This is a genomic window from Xanthomonas sp. CFBP 8151 (assembly GCF_011761885.1).
GTDB lineage: Bacteria > Pseudomonadota > Gammaproteobacteria > Xanthomonadales > Xanthomonadaceae > Xanthomonas > Xanthomonas arboricola_B.
This window is the reverse complement of the sequence record NZ_JAASQZ010000001.1, coordinates 125,588-139,968: the sequence shown is the minus strand read 5'-3', so window position 1 is coordinate 139,968 and position 14,381 is coordinate 125,588. Positions and strand designations below refer to the sequence as shown.

General features: G+C 63.8%; 14 protein-coding genes, 1 other RNA gene and 2 pseudogenes. 9 read left to right on the top strand and 8 right to left on the bottom strand.

Translation table 11 applies throughout. The features are described 5' to 3' along the window. Window positions 1-182: 182 nt before the first annotated feature. The 6 genes and pseudogenes from FHT08_RS00645 (at window position 183) to FHT08_RS00620 (ending at window position 7,896) form a co-directional block, all read left to right on the top strand. Window positions 183-2,033 (top strand): M14 family metallopeptidase, encoded by a 1,851-nt coding sequence (locus tag FHT08_RS00645; protein WP_166773959.1) that lies wholly within the window; start codon window positions 183-185, stop codon window positions 2,031-2,033. Window positions 2,034-2,207: 174 nt separating this feature from the next. Beyond that, window positions 2,208-2,303: pseudogene (locus FHT08_RS00640) on the top strand (RidA family protein); the annotation flags it as partial. 532 nt (window positions 2,304-2,835) lie between these two features. After that, window positions 2,836-4,005: a hypothetical protein gene (locus tag FHT08_RS00635; RefSeq protein ID WP_166773958.1), complete on the top strand. Its 1,170-nt coding sequence runs from the start codon at window positions 2,836-2,838 to the stop codon at window positions 4,003-4,005. 10 nt (window positions 4,006-4,015) lie between these two features. Then, complete coding sequence (locus tag FHT08_RS00630; RefSeq protein ID WP_104536437.1) at window positions 4,016-4,444, top strand: substrate-binding domain-containing protein; 429 nt, start codon at window positions 4,016-4,018, stop codon at window positions 4,442-4,444. Then, entirely contained in the window at window positions 4,441-6,573 is a 2,133-nt protein-coding gene (locus FHT08_RS00625) for a methyl-accepting chemotaxis protein (protein WP_104536438.1), read from the top strand. The genes FHT08_RS00630 and FHT08_RS00625 overlap by 4 nt, the downstream gene beginning before the upstream one ends. A 585-nt stretch (window positions 6,574-7,158) precedes the next feature. Then, window positions 7,159-7,896, top strand: coding sequence for a DNA/RNA non-specific endonuclease (locus FHT08_RS00620; protein ID WP_166773957.1), 738 nt, complete (start codon window positions 7,159-7,161; stop codon window positions 7,894-7,896). Window positions 7,897-7,936: 40 nt separating this feature from the next. Here FHT08_RS00620 and FHT08_RS00615 read toward each other — a convergent pair. The 4 genes from FHT08_RS00615 to FHT08_RS00600 all read right to left on the bottom strand — a co-directional run bounded on the left by FHT08_RS00615 (window position 7,937) and on the right by FHT08_RS00600 (window position 9,127). Further along, window positions 7,937-8,012, bottom strand: a non-coding RNA gene (locus FHT08_RS00615) — sX9 sRNA. Window positions 8,013-8,169: 157 nt separating this feature from the next. Beyond that, the gene (locus tag FHT08_RS00610) at window positions 8,170-8,511 is read right to left on the bottom strand and encodes a hypothetical protein (RefSeq protein ID WP_166773956.1); all 342 of its coding nucleotides are present in this window, start codon (window positions 8,509-8,511) and stop codon (window positions 8,170-8,172) included. Window positions 8,512-8,565: 54 nt separating this feature from the next. Then, window positions 8,566-8,799, bottom strand: a complete 234-nt coding sequence (locus FHT08_RS00605) for a DUF1653 domain-containing protein (protein ID WP_104536440.1) — start codon at window positions 8,797-8,799, stop codon at window positions 8,566-8,568. Window positions 8,800-8,923: 124 nt separating this feature from the next. Continuing rightward, on the bottom strand, window positions 8,924-9,127 hold the full coding sequence (locus FHT08_RS00600; protein WP_166773955.1) for a hypothetical protein: 204 nt from the start codon (window positions 9,125-9,127) through the stop codon (window positions 8,924-8,926). Between the two features lie 176 nt (window positions 9,128-9,303). Here FHT08_RS00600 and FHT08_RS19870 point away from each other — a divergent pair, with 176 nt between their 5' ends. Continuing rightward, the gene (locus FHT08_RS19870) at window positions 9,304-9,594 is read left to right on the top strand and encodes a hypothetical protein (protein WP_243848920.1); all 291 of its coding nucleotides are present in this window, start codon (window positions 9,304-9,306) and stop codon (window positions 9,592-9,594) included. A gap of 241 nt (window positions 9,595-9,835) precedes the next feature. Here FHT08_RS19870 and map read toward each other — a convergent pair whose 3' ends face one another. The 3 genes from map to FHT08_RS00580 all read right to left on the bottom strand — a co-directional run bounded on the left by map (window position 9,836) and on the right by FHT08_RS00580 (window position 11,596). Continuing rightward, entirely contained in the window at window positions 9,836-10,612 is a 777-nt protein-coding gene (map, locus tag FHT08_RS00590; RefSeq protein ID WP_166773954.1) for a type I methionyl aminopeptidase, read from the bottom strand. Beyond that, window positions 10,609-10,821 carry a ParD-like family protein gene (locus FHT08_RS00585; RefSeq protein ID WP_024938505.1) on the bottom strand — a complete coding sequence of 71 codons (213 nt, stop codon included), beginning with the start codon at window positions 10,819-10,821 and terminating at the stop codon, window positions 10,609-10,611. Before FHT08_RS00585 ends, map begins: the two co-directional genes overlap by 4 nt. Window positions 10,822-11,053: 232 nt before the next feature. Next, entirely contained in the window at window positions 11,054-11,596 is a 543-nt protein-coding gene (locus tag FHT08_RS00580) for a helix-turn-helix domain-containing protein (RefSeq protein WP_208408798.1), read from the bottom strand. A gap of 152 nt (window positions 11,597-11,748) precedes the next feature. Between FHT08_RS00580 and FHT08_RS00575 the strand changes: the two genes are divergently transcribed. Continuing rightward, window positions 11,749-13,101 (top strand): S41 family peptidase, encoded by a 1,353-nt coding sequence (locus FHT08_RS00575; protein ID WP_166773952.1) that lies wholly within the window; start codon window positions 11,749-11,751, stop codon window positions 13,099-13,101. Between the two features lie 36 nt (window positions 13,102-13,137). Here FHT08_RS00575 and FHT08_RS19865 read toward each other — a convergent pair. Then, window positions 13,138-13,281: pseudogene (locus FHT08_RS19865) on the bottom strand (DNA methyltransferase); the annotation flags it as partial. A 502-nt stretch (window positions 13,282-13,783) separates the two neighbouring features. On the opposite strand from FHT08_RS19865, the gene FHT08_RS19860 reads away from it, so the two are divergent. Beyond that, window positions 13,784-14,335, top strand: a complete 552-nt coding sequence (locus FHT08_RS19860; RefSeq protein WP_166774735.1) for a hypothetical protein — start codon at window positions 13,784-13,786, stop codon at window positions 14,333-14,335. Window positions 14,336-14,381: the final 46 nt, after the last annotated feature.

Below are 14,381 nucleotides of genomic sequence, written 5' to 3'. Positions count from 1 at the left end.
GCGAACTCCCCGCACCGCGCAACCTGCGCGTAGGGAATGACCAGATCCCGACGCATGCAACCTGCTGCAATGCGTCGATGCGGCGTGGCACCTTTCAAAGGCCGCCGCCGCTGCCGATGCGGCCATCCGGAATCAGCAGCCCTGCCACGTCCTCCCCTCAATCGAGCTCCCGTACCTCCCCCATGACTTCCGATACGCGCCCCTCCGCCCCGCACGCTTCGCACCTGCCCGAACTCGCTGCCGATAACGCCATAGCCGAGATCACGGCACGCAGCACCGCGCGCGCAGCCGCCGGCCTGCTCGCCGCAACCCTGTTCACCACCGCACAGGTCAGTGCGCAATCCATCGATACCAGCGCGCCGCTGCCGCCGGTACGCGCCTGGCATGGGGCCAGCGAGGCGTTGATCGTCAGACCGGACGATCCGTGGAGTACGCCGGTGGAGCGCGGCGATTTCGCCAGCACGCCCAGCTATGACGAGACGCGCGCGTGGCTGGAACGGCTGGTCGCCGCCTCGCCGCTGCTGTCGTTGGACGTGTTCGGCAAGAGCAGCGAGGGCCGCGACCTGCTGCTGGTCCGCGCGCACAAGGGCGCGCCCGGCAAGCCGGTGGTGCTGGTGCAGGCCGGCATCCACGCCGGCGAGATCGATGGCAAGGATGCCGGCCTGATGCTGCTGCGCGATATCGCGCAACGCGGCAAGGACCACCTGCTCGACCAGGTGGATCTGGTGTTCGTGCCGATCTTCAATGCCGACGGTCACGAGCAGCGCGGCCCGCTGATCGGCGCCGCATTGCGCGGCCCGCAGCAGATGGGCTGGAATACCACCACGCGCGGCATCAATCTCAACCGCGACTACCTCATCCTGGAAGCGCCGGAAACGCGCGCGATGGTCGCGTTGCTGCATCGCCTGGATCCGGCGCTCTACATCGACCTGCATGTCAGCGGTGGGCTGGATCACCAGTACGACATCACCTTTACCTTCGCCGGTTGGGGCACCTATGCACGCTCGCGCGCCACCGCCGACTGGCTCCAGCAACGCTTTACGCCGGCGGTGAACACCGCATTGCGCAAACAGGGCCACGAACCGGCCATCTACCCGAGCCTGATCAACGAGGACGAGCCGCGATCGGGCCTGCGTCACGCCCCGGAAGGCCCGCGCTATTCCACCGGGTATGGCGACTTCGCCGGCATCCCTACCGTGCTGGTGGAGAACCATCGCTTGAAGTCCTACCGGCAGCGCGTGCTGGGCGACTATGTCCTGCTGGAAGCAGCACTGCGCGTGGTTGCCCGCGATGCAAAAAACATCGATGCGGCCAAGCGCGCCGATCGCGCCGATCGCCCGCAGGAACTGATGGTGGCCTGGGAACGCCTGCAACAGCCGATCGCCCAGGTACCGTTCAAGGGCGTGAGCTACACCCGCGCCTTCTCGCCGGTGTCCGGGCGGCAGGAACTGCGCTGGGAAGGCCGCGACGAAACCTGGACCATGCCGGTGATCGGCTATCGCCAGACCCAGGCGGTGCGCTACCCGCTGGCCTGGTGGATCCCGCCCGGCAACGACGATGTGGTGGAACTGCTCAAGGCGCACGGCATCCGCTACGAACGCCTGCAGCAGCCGCGCCAGATCAGGGTGCAGCAGATCCGCGTGGTGAAACAGGCCGGCGCCCAGACAGCGCAGGCCGACGAAGCGGACGAAGCCTTCGCCGCCGGCAGCGTCCGCGTGCCTGCCGATCAACCGATGCGCATGCTGGCGGCCGCGTTGCTGGAGCCGCAGAGCAGCGACTCGTTGCTGGCCAGCGGACATTTCCGCAATGCCGGCAGCCCCGACAGCGGCTTGTACGGCGCCGAACTGGTGGACTTCAGCGAGCGCGTGCTGCGCAGCGACGCCGCCCTGCGCGCCGCCTTCGAACGCAAGCTCGCAGACGATGCCGCATTCCGCGCCGATGGCGATGCGCGGCTGCAATGGATCTATGCGCGCTCGCCGTATGCGGCGATCAACGGCTGGCGTTATCCGGTGCGGCGTCAGCTGGCGGACTGACCCGCACAGTGCCGATTCCACGCTATGGGATCGGCACTGCAGCTCGGAGGTCTGTCGCATCGCACAGCGCATAAGACAAGCCGCATCGGCACGCACGTTTGTGTGACTGTTGGCAGGCAGGGCGCCAGCTTCATCGCCGCAGTGAGCGATCCATCACCTGTGCGGGCCTTGAACCCTGCGCCCTAACCCGCCGTCACCGCAGTGGGCGTGACCTGGCTGGCCGGCTTCCGGTTCGGGATCAAGGTGGTGGTCGAAACTGCCGGCGCGGCAGCAGTAACCGTTTCCAGTACCTGCCGGTCGTGTATCTCCTCGCGTGTGCATGCACCCGGACCAAATCTCCGATGGCCGCATCGCACTGGCGATAAGCAACTGGTACGCCCGCTCGAAGTAACAAAAAAAAACGCCACGCCTGGCTCGCCAGTGCGTGGCGTTTTTTTGCGTGCGCACTCAGAGCAGAGGCAGTGATATCCACTTTGACCTAGAAAATGGGGCTTTTTCCCTTCCGTCCTCCCTCACCTGTCGCGCTGGTAATCGGCAGGCCACCGATGCGGACGCTTATGTCCGCAGATACTCATGCCAGCTGTTTCAAACACGTAGAACGCGCGTCTCGATAGGGCAAAACTATCGTCAATCTTTTTTTAGCGCTTCGGCTTCTTAACTTAATTCCAGATTGTAAAAATCCCGCTAAAGCAACGATGCAGACGGCCGCTACCGCAATCCAGGGCGTTGCGACGCTCACTCACGTTCTGCCCGCGCGCCACTCATGGCGCAGCGTCCACCACCCACTCAGCCGAGATTCTCAATGAAACTGACCGTCAAGCTTCTCAGTGGCGCCATCGCCCTGGCATCGTCGACCTGCGCCTACGCGCAGCAGGACTCGATGTTCTCCTTCAGCGGCTTCGGCACGCTGGGCGTGGTGCATTCGACCGAGGACCAGGCCGACTTCACGCCCGACATCCAGACCGTGGAAGGTGCCGGTGCCAGCCACTCCACCTCGGCACGCCCGGACTCGCGCATCGCCGGCCAGGTCAATGCCAATTTCACCGAGAAGTTCACCGGCGTGTTGCAGGTGACCAGTGAGTACGCCGAACGCGGCGATTACGATCCCAAGGTCACGCTGGCGCATGTGAAGTATCAGTTCGGCCCGCAGTTCGCTGCGCGCCTGGGCCGCATCACTGCGCCGCTGTACATGCTGTCCGAGTACCAGCGCGTCGGTTACGCCACCCCGTGGGTGCGTCCGCCGTACGAGGTCTACAACTACCTGCTGCCGATGGACGGCGTCGAAGGCGTCTACACCATCACCGCCGGCGAGAGTGTGGTCAGCGTGCAGGGTTTCTACGGCCGCATCAATTCGAAGAAGGCCGATGTGTACGCCATGCGCGGCCTGGCGCTGGGCTTGGAATCGGGTGCGTCCACGTTCCGCGCCGCCTACATCGTGGGCACCACCGATTTCGATACACCGTCGCTGGATCGCCTGTTCTCGGTCTATCAGCGCGTCAATCCCGCGCTGGCCGATCGCCTGACCACCTATGGCGTGGACGGCAGCTTTGCCAGCGTGGGGTATGCCTACGATCCGGGCAGCTGGTTCCTGCGCAGCGAAGTGATCCGCGCCGATTACTCGCCCTCGCTCAACGGCAAGACCACCTCCGGTTATCTCAGTGTCGGCGGTCGCTTCGGCACGCTGACGCCGTCGATCACCTATGCCAACGTCGATCGCAAGGGCCCGACCATCGCGGCCGGCCAGGATCCGGTCGGCGTGATGACGCGCGCACTGGCGCAGGCCGAAAGCGGCCGTCACAGCTTCACCGCATCGCTGCGTTGGGACGCGCGTGAAAGCGTCGCGTTCAAGCTGCAGGCCAGCCACATCAACAACAACGCGGGATCGTTCGGATCGTTGAACAACATCCAGCCGGGCTTCCGTCCGGGCGGCAGCTACAACCTGCTGTCGGCCTCCGTCGACTTCGTGTTCTAAGAGAGCCCCCATGACCATTTCCAAGTATTTTGCAGCCTCCCTGCTTGCTGCGTTGTCGCTGAGCGCGTTCTGCGCCAATGCCGATGTCGTGGTGGTGATGTCGGCCAAGGGCGGCCCGGACAGCCTCAGCGCCGCGCAGGTGTCGCAGATCTTCCTGGCCAAATCCAACAGCGTGCCCGGTGGCGGCGCGGCGGTGCCGATCGATCAGGAAGAAGGCGTCGCCACCCGCGATGAGTTCTACAAGAAGGTCGCCGCGCGCGACGCGGCACAGCTGAAGTCGTACTGGTCGCAGCTGATGTTCACCGGCAAGGCGCAGCGTCCCAAGCGTGTCAGCGGCGACGATGCGGTCAAGAAGGCCGTTGCCGCCACGCCGGGCGCCATCGGTTACATCAGCGCCAGCGCAGTCGACGCCAGCGTCAAGGTCGTCCTGAAGCCGTGACCCGCCACCTGCTCGAGACTCAAGTCATGAGACGCATCCTGTCGCTACCGTTGTTCTGGAAAATCCTGATGCCGGCCGCGGTGGCGATCCTTTGCCTCTCGAGCTATGTGGCCTTCAGTACGCTGGTCTTTCACCGCAACAACGACCGCCTGGAAGCGGTACGCGACGTGCATTTTCCGATGCTCGACGCCATGACGCGCAACGTGGCTGCGCTGGACAAGCTCATCAACGGGCTCAACGGCGCCGCTGCCGCCGGCGATGCCGACATGCTGGCGGCCACCAAGCCGGTGGCCGACGAGATCCACGCCTCCTACGTGAAACTGCAGACATCCGATCCCGCCAATGCGACGGAGCTGGCACGCCTGGGCAACCAGTTCGATCAGTACTACAGCCTGGCGCACGGCGTGGCCGCCGCGTTCGTGGAGCAGCGCGAACCCGATGCGGCGCAGATGAGCGCCATGGCACCGGCACTGGAAACCTATCGCACCACCCTGACCGCCATGCAGAAGCGCGCCGATGCACGCTTCCGCGGCACCGTGCAGGAAGCAGTGGACAGTTCGGTGGCGGCAAGCATCGGCGGGCTGGTGCTGGGCCTGGTCGGTGCGGTGCTGTGCATCGCCTTCGGCTGGATCGTGGCACGCGCCATCACCCAGCCGCTGCACCGTGCGGTGGGCATTGCGCATGCGGTGTCGTCGGGCAAGCTGGACAACCGCATTTCGATCGACCGCAACGACGAGGTCGGCCAACTGCTGCAGGCAATGGACAGCATGCAGCGTCAGCTGCGTCGCGTGATCCAGGCGCAGACCGACATGGGCGACAAGCACGAAGCCGGCATGGTCAGTCACCGTATCGCCGAGCAGGACTTCCCCGGCGAATTCGGCAGCATGGTGCGTGCCAGCAACGCGCTGGTGTCCAGCCATATCGCGGTGACGATGCAGATCGTCGCATTGACCGAACGCTATGCCGCCGGCGACCTGTCGCAGCAGCTGGAGCCGTTGCCGGGCGAGAAGGCGGTGATCAGCCAATCGATCAACGATGTGCGGGCCAGCCTGTTGTCGATCAATGGCGAGATCAAGCGGCTGGCATCGGCCGCAGCGGCGGGCGACTTCGGCGCACGTGGCGACGAGACCGCGTTCGAGCATGATTTCCGCCAGATCGTGGTGGACCTCAATCATCTGATGAGCAGCTCGGACAAGAGCCTGGGCGCGGTGTCGCAGGTATTGCAGGCGATTGCCGGCGGCGACCTGACCACGCGCATGCACGGCGACTTTGCCGGCGTGTTTGCGCGCATGCGCGACGATGCCAACACCACGGTGGACCGCCTGACCGACATCGTCGGGCGCATCCAGCATTCCTCGTCGGAGATCGATACCGCGGCCGGCGAAATTGCCGCCGGCAATCAAGACCTGTCGCGGCGTACCGAACAGCAGGCGGCCAGCCTGGAAGAAACCGCCGCCTCGATGGAAGAACTCACCTCCACCGTCAAGCAGAACGCCGAACACGCGCTGCAGGCCAACGAACTGGCGCGCACTGCGGCCAGTGTGGCCTCCAAGGGTGGCGAGGTGGTCAGCCAGGTCGTCGGCACCATGTCGGGCATCGAAACCTCCTCCAAGAAGATCGCCGAGATCATCAGCGTCATCGATGGCATCGCGTTCCAGACCAATATCCTGGCCTTGAACGCTGCGGTGGAAGCCGCACGTGCCGGCGAACAGGGCCGCGGCTTTGCGGTGGTGGCCTCGGAGGTGCGCACGCTCGCGCAGCGTTCGTCCGCTGCGGCCAGGGAGATCAAGGAGCTGATCGACGCCTCGGTGGGCAAGGTGGCCGAAGGCTCGGTGCTGGTGCACAAGGCCGGCACCACCATGACCGAGATCGTCGCCAGCGTGAATCGGGTCACCGACATCATGGGCCAGATCACCGCCGCATCCAGCGAGCAATCGGCGGGCATCGAACAGGTCAACCAGACGGTGATCCAGATGGACGAAACCACCCAGCAGAATGCAGCGCTGGTGGAAGAGGCCATGGCCGCGGCACGGGCAATGGAGAAGCAGTCCAGCACCCTGACCCAGCTGGTCTCGCAGTTCCAGCTGGAGCCTGCCGGCGTAACGCAGCGGGAAACAGAGCTCGCATAGTCGATCGAGCGGATCGTCTCGCGACGTATCCGGCGCCCTCTTCTGCACGGAGTGCAGGAGAGGGTTTTTTGTATCCGTTGGCCGCGCAGACAGCGGTGATCCGGGATCGTTGCGGGCGAGCCATGTGCGCGTCGCGGCGCTGACCATCGCTGCGGTGCTCCCGCCTCTGTCGCCGGCGTCGGCTGCTGCCCGCTGGTGCTGGGGGGCAACTCCGAGCTCCAGGTGTGCGCTTGCACGCCATCAGCCACCGGGCTTTGCCGATGGCGCAGCTGCGCGCCACCGCACAGCGCATGCGTCAGCGGCACGTTCGCGCGCTCCAGGCATAACCGCACACTTATCGCTTGCCGGTGGCATGCCAACGAATGCGCCGAATGCATCACATTCCTGTGGAAAAAAACGGTGCGACCGCACATTCCTCACGCATACGTCACCACCAAGCAACATTTGCGTGCGATAGCTGTCGCGCTCGTTAGATAGCGAGCCAACCGTCCCCCTACAGCGCGCGTTCCGCTGAGCGTCGATCTGCCCATCAGCAGCCGGCGGTGGCGTCGTGCGTCCGATCGATTTCCAGGAGATTCACTGCCCATGCGCTTCCGGACTTTCTTTGCCGTTCTGCTGTTCACCGCTGCCAGTGCCAGCGCAAACGCCCAGGTCGTCACCCTCAACAAGGGCGGCTACAGCTTGCGCTACGACTGCACCAACCACACCGCGTTGCGCTACGAGTACGTCCTGCAGGCCGATACCGGCTCGGCCGCGCGCCCGTCCAGTTTCAATCTGGATACCGAACTGCCCAGCGGCTGCGCCGGCCAGACCTCCACCGCCTCCTACGCCAGCGCGCGCACCGGCTACGATCGCGGGCACCTGGTGACGTCCAACCACATGGACTACAACGCGACCTACATCCGTCGCGCCAATCTGATGTCCAACATCGTGCCGCAGGTAGCCAGCTTCAACCAGGGCATCTGGGTGCGCGCCGAGAACGTGGCCGAGTGTTACCGCGACATCGCCAGCGTGCAGGTCTACGGCGGGGTGATCTACAGCGACACAACCAACGATTATTTCCTGAGCAGCCACGGCATCCGCACCCCGGATTTCTTCTGGAAGACGATCATTACCGCCAACCCCGGCGGCGGCACCCGCGCAATCAGCTGGCTGATTCCCAACAGCGCCACCCTCGGCTCGCTGGACAGTTACATCGTCAGCATCGACGAACTGGAAGACCTCTACGGCGCCAGCACCATCGGCATCACTGCACCGGCCGCGGTCAAGGCCATGCTGCCTGCCACCACCTGGCCGCAGCCGAGCAATTGCGATCTGGGCTGAAGGCGGTTTCTCTCTTTTTCTAGCCACGTCGATCAAGCGCGGCTGACACCCTGTTGCAAGTAGGCGTCAGGTGGTGCGGACGGCACGCCCGGAACCGGAGTATCCGAGTGGTCCATGCCGATTCTGGGTACCGGCTGCGCCCACCTGGCGGTGAGCGCAACAGCCTGGTCAGCCGCTCTACATCGCCGGGCGTTTGATCCAGCGGACAAGGCCCGGGATTTCCGGGCCTTGTCTGTGCAGGCGGCGGCACGCCTGGCCCGCTGCAACGCGCACTCAGGCATCGGGCGCGGCAAGCGCCGCAAACCAGTCCGCGTACGGGGTGTTTTTAACCAGATGCCGATTGAGGTCTTGTGCGCCATCGCTCCACCACACCGGGCCGCGCTCTCCCAGCGCCGTCTTGGCACGGTCGACCGCCGCACGCGCCGCAGCCAGCCGCCCGGCATCGCCGTCGCGCTTGGCCGCCTTGACCGCGCGTCGCGCGTCCATCAACGCGCTGACCAGCCCGGCACGCACGTCTTCGCGCAGATGCGGGTTGGCGGTGCGCCAGAGCCGGCCACGCACGATCAGATACCGGCCATCGGGCGTGGTGACGGGCGCGGCAGCGGCGGCCGTCATTAGCGTCGCGCCGGCTGCAGGCAAGCACGTAGCATCGGACAGACCAGGCCGTGCCTATTCGACCCGCGCGAAGCGGGGACGCGCCACGCCCTCCACCTCGACCTGCGCGACGAACATCGCATACGGCCGCACCCATAGACCGACATCGCTGTCCAACGGGCGATAGAGCACCAGCGGAGCCAGCGTCTCGCTGCACCGCACGACGCCGAGCACTTCATAGCGGCCGCCCTTGAAGTGGCGGTACTGGCCCAACGCGATGCTGGGCAATGGCGACAGAGAGGTGTCCATGGATGTCACAGGATGGGCGAACCGCAAGTCTAGGCAGCATGGCCGGCCGCAGCCAGCACATGCCGCGCAACCGGCGGCATGCCGGGTTCAGCGCTGCACGCCCGCGTACAACGCTGCGCCGTGCCTACTGGTCGTCGTCTTCGTCGTCGTCTTCTTCGCCCAGGTCGTCATCGTCCTTCACCGGGTCTTCGATGCCGTCGTCGTCATCGATCTCGCTGTCCTGCGCGGGCCCTTCCTGGATCGGCGCAGTGTCCCGGCCCGGCGCCTTGACGCCATTGGGCGGGGTCGGATCGTCTACGCCGCGGTTGCCGTTTTGATTAGTGCTCATGGTCAGCTCCAGCGGTAAAGGACCGCTCAGCCACCCTCCTCCCGCCGATGTGATGCGCGCGTGTGTCCGGCCCGGCCGCAGCGCCACCCGTGCAGGGTGGCGCGGGCGAACGGGCGCCACTGCATCCGGCCAGCGCCTTCGGTCGTACTGAAGATATCGCCAATGGAGCAACCAGCATGCCGAGCCTGATCTGCGACCTGGAAGACCTGCTCGCCGCCTGGAAGGCCGAAGCCAGAACCTTCGATGCCTGCGACATGCCGGCCTCTGCGCTGGCCTTTCGCGACTGCCATCGTCGTCTGTCCGCGTTGCTGGACGAACATGCAGGCCACACGGCGGCGCCAACGGCCGAGCTGGCTGCGCACGGGCGGCTTCCGAAGAATCCGCCAGCGCTCGCTTGCGCCGCCGCGCCAGCAATGCCACCAGATCCACCCACAGACCGCCCGACGGCAATTCCGATAGCTGGGTGATGGTGACCGGTTCGGCGGTACTGCGGCGCTGTCCTGGCACAGGCATCGACAGCCGGGCCTGCAGAGCGGGCGCAGTGCCCTCCTGCACCGCCATCGGTGCCGCGGCAACCGGACCGACCGCCGCTTTTACGGCAGAGCACAAACCCGACCCCACTCAGTGTGCGGCAGCGCACCCGGCACAGCTGAGGCCTCTTGCGTGCAGCACAGATTCGCCTGCGGCCTGCCGTCGTCTGGCTATACATCAATCGACCAGACACAACGGCTTTTCTCTGGGGCGCAACGTCAGCACACGCACACCGGTACGCGTCACCGCCACGGTGTGCTCGAACTGCGCCGACAACTTGCCGTCGCGCGTATGCACCGGCCATTGATCCGGCTCGGCGCGGATCGCCGCCCTGCCCTGATTGATCATCGGCTCGATGGTGAACACCATGCCTTCCTGCAGCTGCATCCCGCTGCCGGCATGCCCGTAGTGCAGGATCTGCGGCTCTTCATGCATCTGCCGGCCGATGCCGTGCCCGCAGTACTCCTTCACCACGCTATAGCCCTGCTCGCGCGCATGCCGCGCGATCGCATGACCGATGTCGCCCAGCCGCGCGCCAGGACGCACCGCGGCAATCCCCTTCCACATCGCCTGATAGCTGGCCTGCACCAATCGCCGCGCCGGATAGGCCACGTCTCCGACCAGATACGTCGTGCTGGAGTCGGCGATATAGCCGTCTTTTTCCAGCGTGATATCCAGATTGACGATCTGCCCGTTGCGCAGCACGTCCCCGGCCGATGGCACGCCATGGCACACCACATCATCGATCGAGGCATTGAGCACGAAGGGGAAGTCGTACTGCCCCTTGCTGGCCGGCCGCGCGTCCAGCTCATCGACAATCATCCGCTCGACGAAGTCGTTGAGTTCCAGCGTGCTGCGGCCTGCCAGCGGCAGTTGATCCAGCGCATGGAACACCTGCGCCAGCAACGCACCGGCGTTGGCCATCAACGCAATTTCCGTCGGCCGCTTGATCATGTCCGCGCCGGTTTCAACGATTGCGGACGCACGCCTGCCGCGCGCAGTTCCTGCGCCACGATGTCCTGGAACGAGGATTCCGGATGCATCTCGCACAGCATGCCGACCTTGATCCAGAAGGTGGCCTGCGCGTTGATCGACCGGCTGGTCACCGTGCACGCGCGACGCAGCTGATCGTGCAGTTCGTCATCGATATTGACGATGCCCATGCAAACTCCAATGCCGCAAATATACGTATCGTATATGAAACGTATATTTGCGCACAATGCCGGCAGTTGCCGTGGACTGCACCGATGGGTGCCGGGCGAACGCAGCCCGGAAGCTGCAGAGCCGGCACGCGACCAAGCTCAAGTTGAAAAAAATTCAGCCGGTGCCAAGCGCGACAGCGAAAAAAATTCAGCCCGAGTTGTGATCAAGTTCATCGATCACGCAAGCCGCTTCTCACTTGCGGGCCTTGGCCTCCCGCGTACCGCGCCGCTTTGGCTGCGCCTTGGTCGGCGCGAGGGCGAACGCAAGGCTCGTGAGTCGATTGCGGCCTTCGGCTCTGGGCTGGCTAGTGAGCTCGCTGAGTCGCTCCAGCAGTACGTTGACCTCCTGGAGATCCCGGTCACTGAGCCAGCCCTTGTTGCGCGAGACCCACAGTTCGCGCTTCTTCCCTTCGGTGATCACCCCCTCAACCTCAAGAGCGGCCTCGAAGTCCTGCTGCGCCACGTGCAACAGGGAACGGGCGAAACGTGCCAACTCGTCTGCATTGCCGTGGGGAGCTAGGTCGTAGACCAAACGGACGGGGCCGGCGCCTTCTCCCGCCAGGCGGAAGACACGCTCGCCCCCAGCCTCCATTACTTCCGTGAGCAAGTCGCCGGCGACCAGCTCGCGCAGGTGGTAGTACAAGCCGTCCGCAGGCCGGCCCAACTGCTCGGCGAGTTCGGCCGTGCTTGCCGCTCCTCCAAGAGAGGCGAGCGTGTCGACGATCTCTTGCCGCACTGGCGAGCTCAGTAGCCTCACTTGCTCGGGCCGGGAAACGAGATGCCGCGGTGATGTCCGCATGGGTATAGACGCTTGTTGAAATTTGTGTGCATTATTTAAACACAAGTGGCGCGCGGGAAGGCGCGCTTCATCAACCGCCCGGAGCAGACGTGTCGATCGATCGATGGAAGACCCTGGGCTTGGCCGCCCTGGCGCTGTTGACAGCGCCTGCGATACCCGCCGTTGCCGTATCCCCTGCTTCCGTCGTTTCTGCAGCGGACTTGCGTGCCGACCTGCAGACCGCGATCGAAGCCATCGAGAAACATCATCCTGACCTTGAACACATGGTGGACAAGGCGACGCTGCACCGCACCGCCAAATCGATCGCGCGTGATCTGGACCGGCCGATGGATCAGACCCAGGCCTGGTCCGTGCTGGCCCAGCTCAATCCTGTGCTGGCCGACGGCCACCTCCTCATCGGCTTGCCCGACTGGAGAGCCTCGGCCGCTTCTGCCACCGCGCAGGGGGCCCCGTGGTTTCCTTTCGAGGTCTCCGTGGCGGCATCCGGACATCTACGCCTCGTTGCGCGACTTGGGGGGGCTCCGTCCGCCGATGCCGGGCGTTCTGTCAGCCATATCAATGGGGTCCCGGCCAAAGACGTCGTTCGTACGCTGCTAAAGCGCACTCACGGCGACACGCCCAGTGCCCGTGCGGCGCTGCTGTCGCAACGCTGGTGGCTCTTCTATGCCAAGGTCTACGGCACACCAGAGAGCTTTGATCTCGAATTCACCGACCGGCGAGGTCGGCAGCGGCAGGCCGCGTCACGCTTGGTACTGCCCGCCATCCTGCAACGCGACGCGAGCTTCGAGCGGCTATTTCGCTGCGAAATCAGGAATACAGGCGCCGTACTGACGGTGAGCACGTTCTCCTGGCCAGACAAGGCCCGCTTTTTCGCGTTCACGCAAGCATGCTTCACGCAAATGGCCACAGAACGGGTCCGGCGCCTCGTCATCGACATTCGCCAAAACGGCGGTGGGGATGACGACATGTGGCGCGACGGCATTCTCCGCTATATCGCCGATCAGCCTTACCGGCACGGTTCGCATTACATCAAACGCGTGCTGACACCAGGGCCGGGAGAAGTCGCCGGGCAGCGTGTGGAAGGAACGATCGAATCCGTCACGGAACCGGCAACCGCAGAACCGGCGCACTTCACGGGAGACGTCAACGTGCTGGTCGGCCCGCTGACCTATTCCTCGGCGGTGCTGTTCTCCAACGTCGTCCAAGACTACCGCTTCGGTCACGTGGTGGGTGTCGGCAAATCGGTCAGGACGCGACAGACCGGCGGCGTAAAGACACTGATACTTCCCAATACCGGCCTCCTGCTGTCCTATCCACGCTTCGTCCTCGACCGCCCGTCGGGAGCTCGGCGACCGACGTGGCTGACGCCCGACAGGCAGATCGCGGACGATCCACTCAATCCAGAAGTCCCGATTGACGTACTGCTTGAGACCGACGGTTAGCCACGAAAAGAGGGCAGCTATCTGCCCTCTCATTCCTCATACTCCGCCAAGCCGCTCCTGAGTGGCAGCGGCGTATTGGTCGGTCATCTCGATTCCAGCTGCTTCGAAGCCTTCTGATTGGGCAGCCACCAACGTAGTGTCGGATCCGGCAAGCGGATCAAGCACGCGTCCGCCCGCCTGGCGGGGTACGGCCAGCCTCGGTGCAAACGGGTGGCAGAACACTCCAGCATGGGCCTCGCGGCAAGAGTTCTTGTCGGGACGCTTCACTACCTCACTGTAAGGACTGCGGCAATGAAGTGACCGCCATTTGCAAGTCAAGCCGGGGTGCAATACGCTGTTCAGGCTGCGTTGGCAGCTAACAAAGAGAGTGTCTGTGAAGCATGTATGGATGGCATTGTTCGCAACGGGAATTACATTTGGCTCTTGCAACGCGGAAGCGGCCGCAATTCGTTGCGAAACATGTCAGGTAGACGGTGATTTCCGAGCAGAGGCTGTCAAAGCTGGCACAGGGACACACGTCGTATATAGCGTTGCATACAACACCGTGCAGCAGTGGTATGTCGGATCAGGCGGCGGCGGAACCATCCCAACCGCAGTGAGCGCTGCAGCAACACCAGTAGTGAAGAAGCAGACACCACCGACAGGCGCTACTCAAGAGGTTTCAAAAGCGCATACGTTGTATGTGATTGCAGGCAATACGATTCGCCCCACTTACAACATGCCGGTCGAGAGCCTCGGCTTGAATCCAGACGCGCGTGAGAAGAGCGCATACGACTACGTGACCGATGCAAACCTTAGGGCGATGGTTGAGTCGGCAGTGGGTAGCATTACCATCATGGAAAAGGTTACCGGTTCAAATGTTTTGTTAGCCATGACTGATATGCTCCAGCTGACGAGCAACTACACCGGACTCCGGGATCAGGCACGTTTAATTTTCAGAGTCGTCTTCAAGGACGGCTCCTACGTCAGCGTAATTGTTGACCTGACACAGCAGAACGGTAAATCTGAACCTGGCAGCGAGAGGACGGCTGCAGGCCAGCTTATTCCGAAGCAAGCAAGTGAAATATCTGGAACTTGGACTAACTACGGTGGAGATAATCTAGCTCCGATGGTTGCCCACATCCAGCGCATGGGTGGCACGGTTTCATTTTCTTCAGGCTCCACGCCAGGCGGCACAATCAACAAAATTGTTTGTGTAGCTAAGCGCTGTACCGCTGAAACTGCTAATTATTGATAATAACTTGATGCACGCATATTTCTAGGCCGACCTGCAAATTATT

Bases quoted from the DNA above. Each gene is read 5' to 3' on its own strand.
- FHT08_RS00645 (WP_166773959.1), top strand. From the start codon at position 183: ATGACTTCCGATACGCGCCCCTCCGCCCCGCACGCTTCGCACCTGCCC.
- FHT08_RS00635 (WP_166773958.1), top strand. From the start codon at position 2,836: ATGAAACTGACCGTCAAGCTTCTCAGTGGCGCCATCGCCCTGGCATCG.
- FHT08_RS00630 (WP_104536437.1), top strand. From the start codon at position 4,016: ATGACCATTTCCAAGTATTTTGCAGCCTCCCTGCTTGCTGCGTTGTCG.
- FHT08_RS00620 (WP_166773957.1), top strand. From the start codon at position 7,159: ATGCGCTTCCGGACTTTCTTTGCCGTTCTGCTGTTCACCGCTGCCAGT.
- FHT08_RS00610 (WP_166773956.1), bottom strand. From the start codon at position 8,511: ATGACGGCCGCCGCTGCCGCGCCCGTCACCACGCCCGATGGCCGGTAT.
- FHT08_RS00605 (WP_104536440.1), bottom strand. From the start codon at position 8,799: ATGGACACCTCTCTGTCGCCATTGCCCAGCATCGCGTTGGGCCAGTAC.
- FHT08_RS00600 (WP_166773955.1), bottom strand. From the start codon at position 9,127: ATGAGCACTAATCAAAACGGCAACCGCGGCGTAGACGATCCGACCCCG.
- FHT08_RS19870 (WP_243848920.1), top strand. From the start codon at position 9,304: ATGCCGAGCCTGATCTGCGACCTGGAAGACCTGCTCGCCGCCTGGAAG.
- map (WP_166773954.1), bottom strand. From the start codon at position 10,612: ATGATCAAGCGGCCGACGGAAATTGCGTTGATGGCCAACGCCGGTGCG.
- FHT08_RS00585 (WP_024938505.1), bottom strand. From the start codon at position 10,821: ATGGGCATCGTCAATATCGATGACGAACTGCACGATCAGCTGCGTCGC.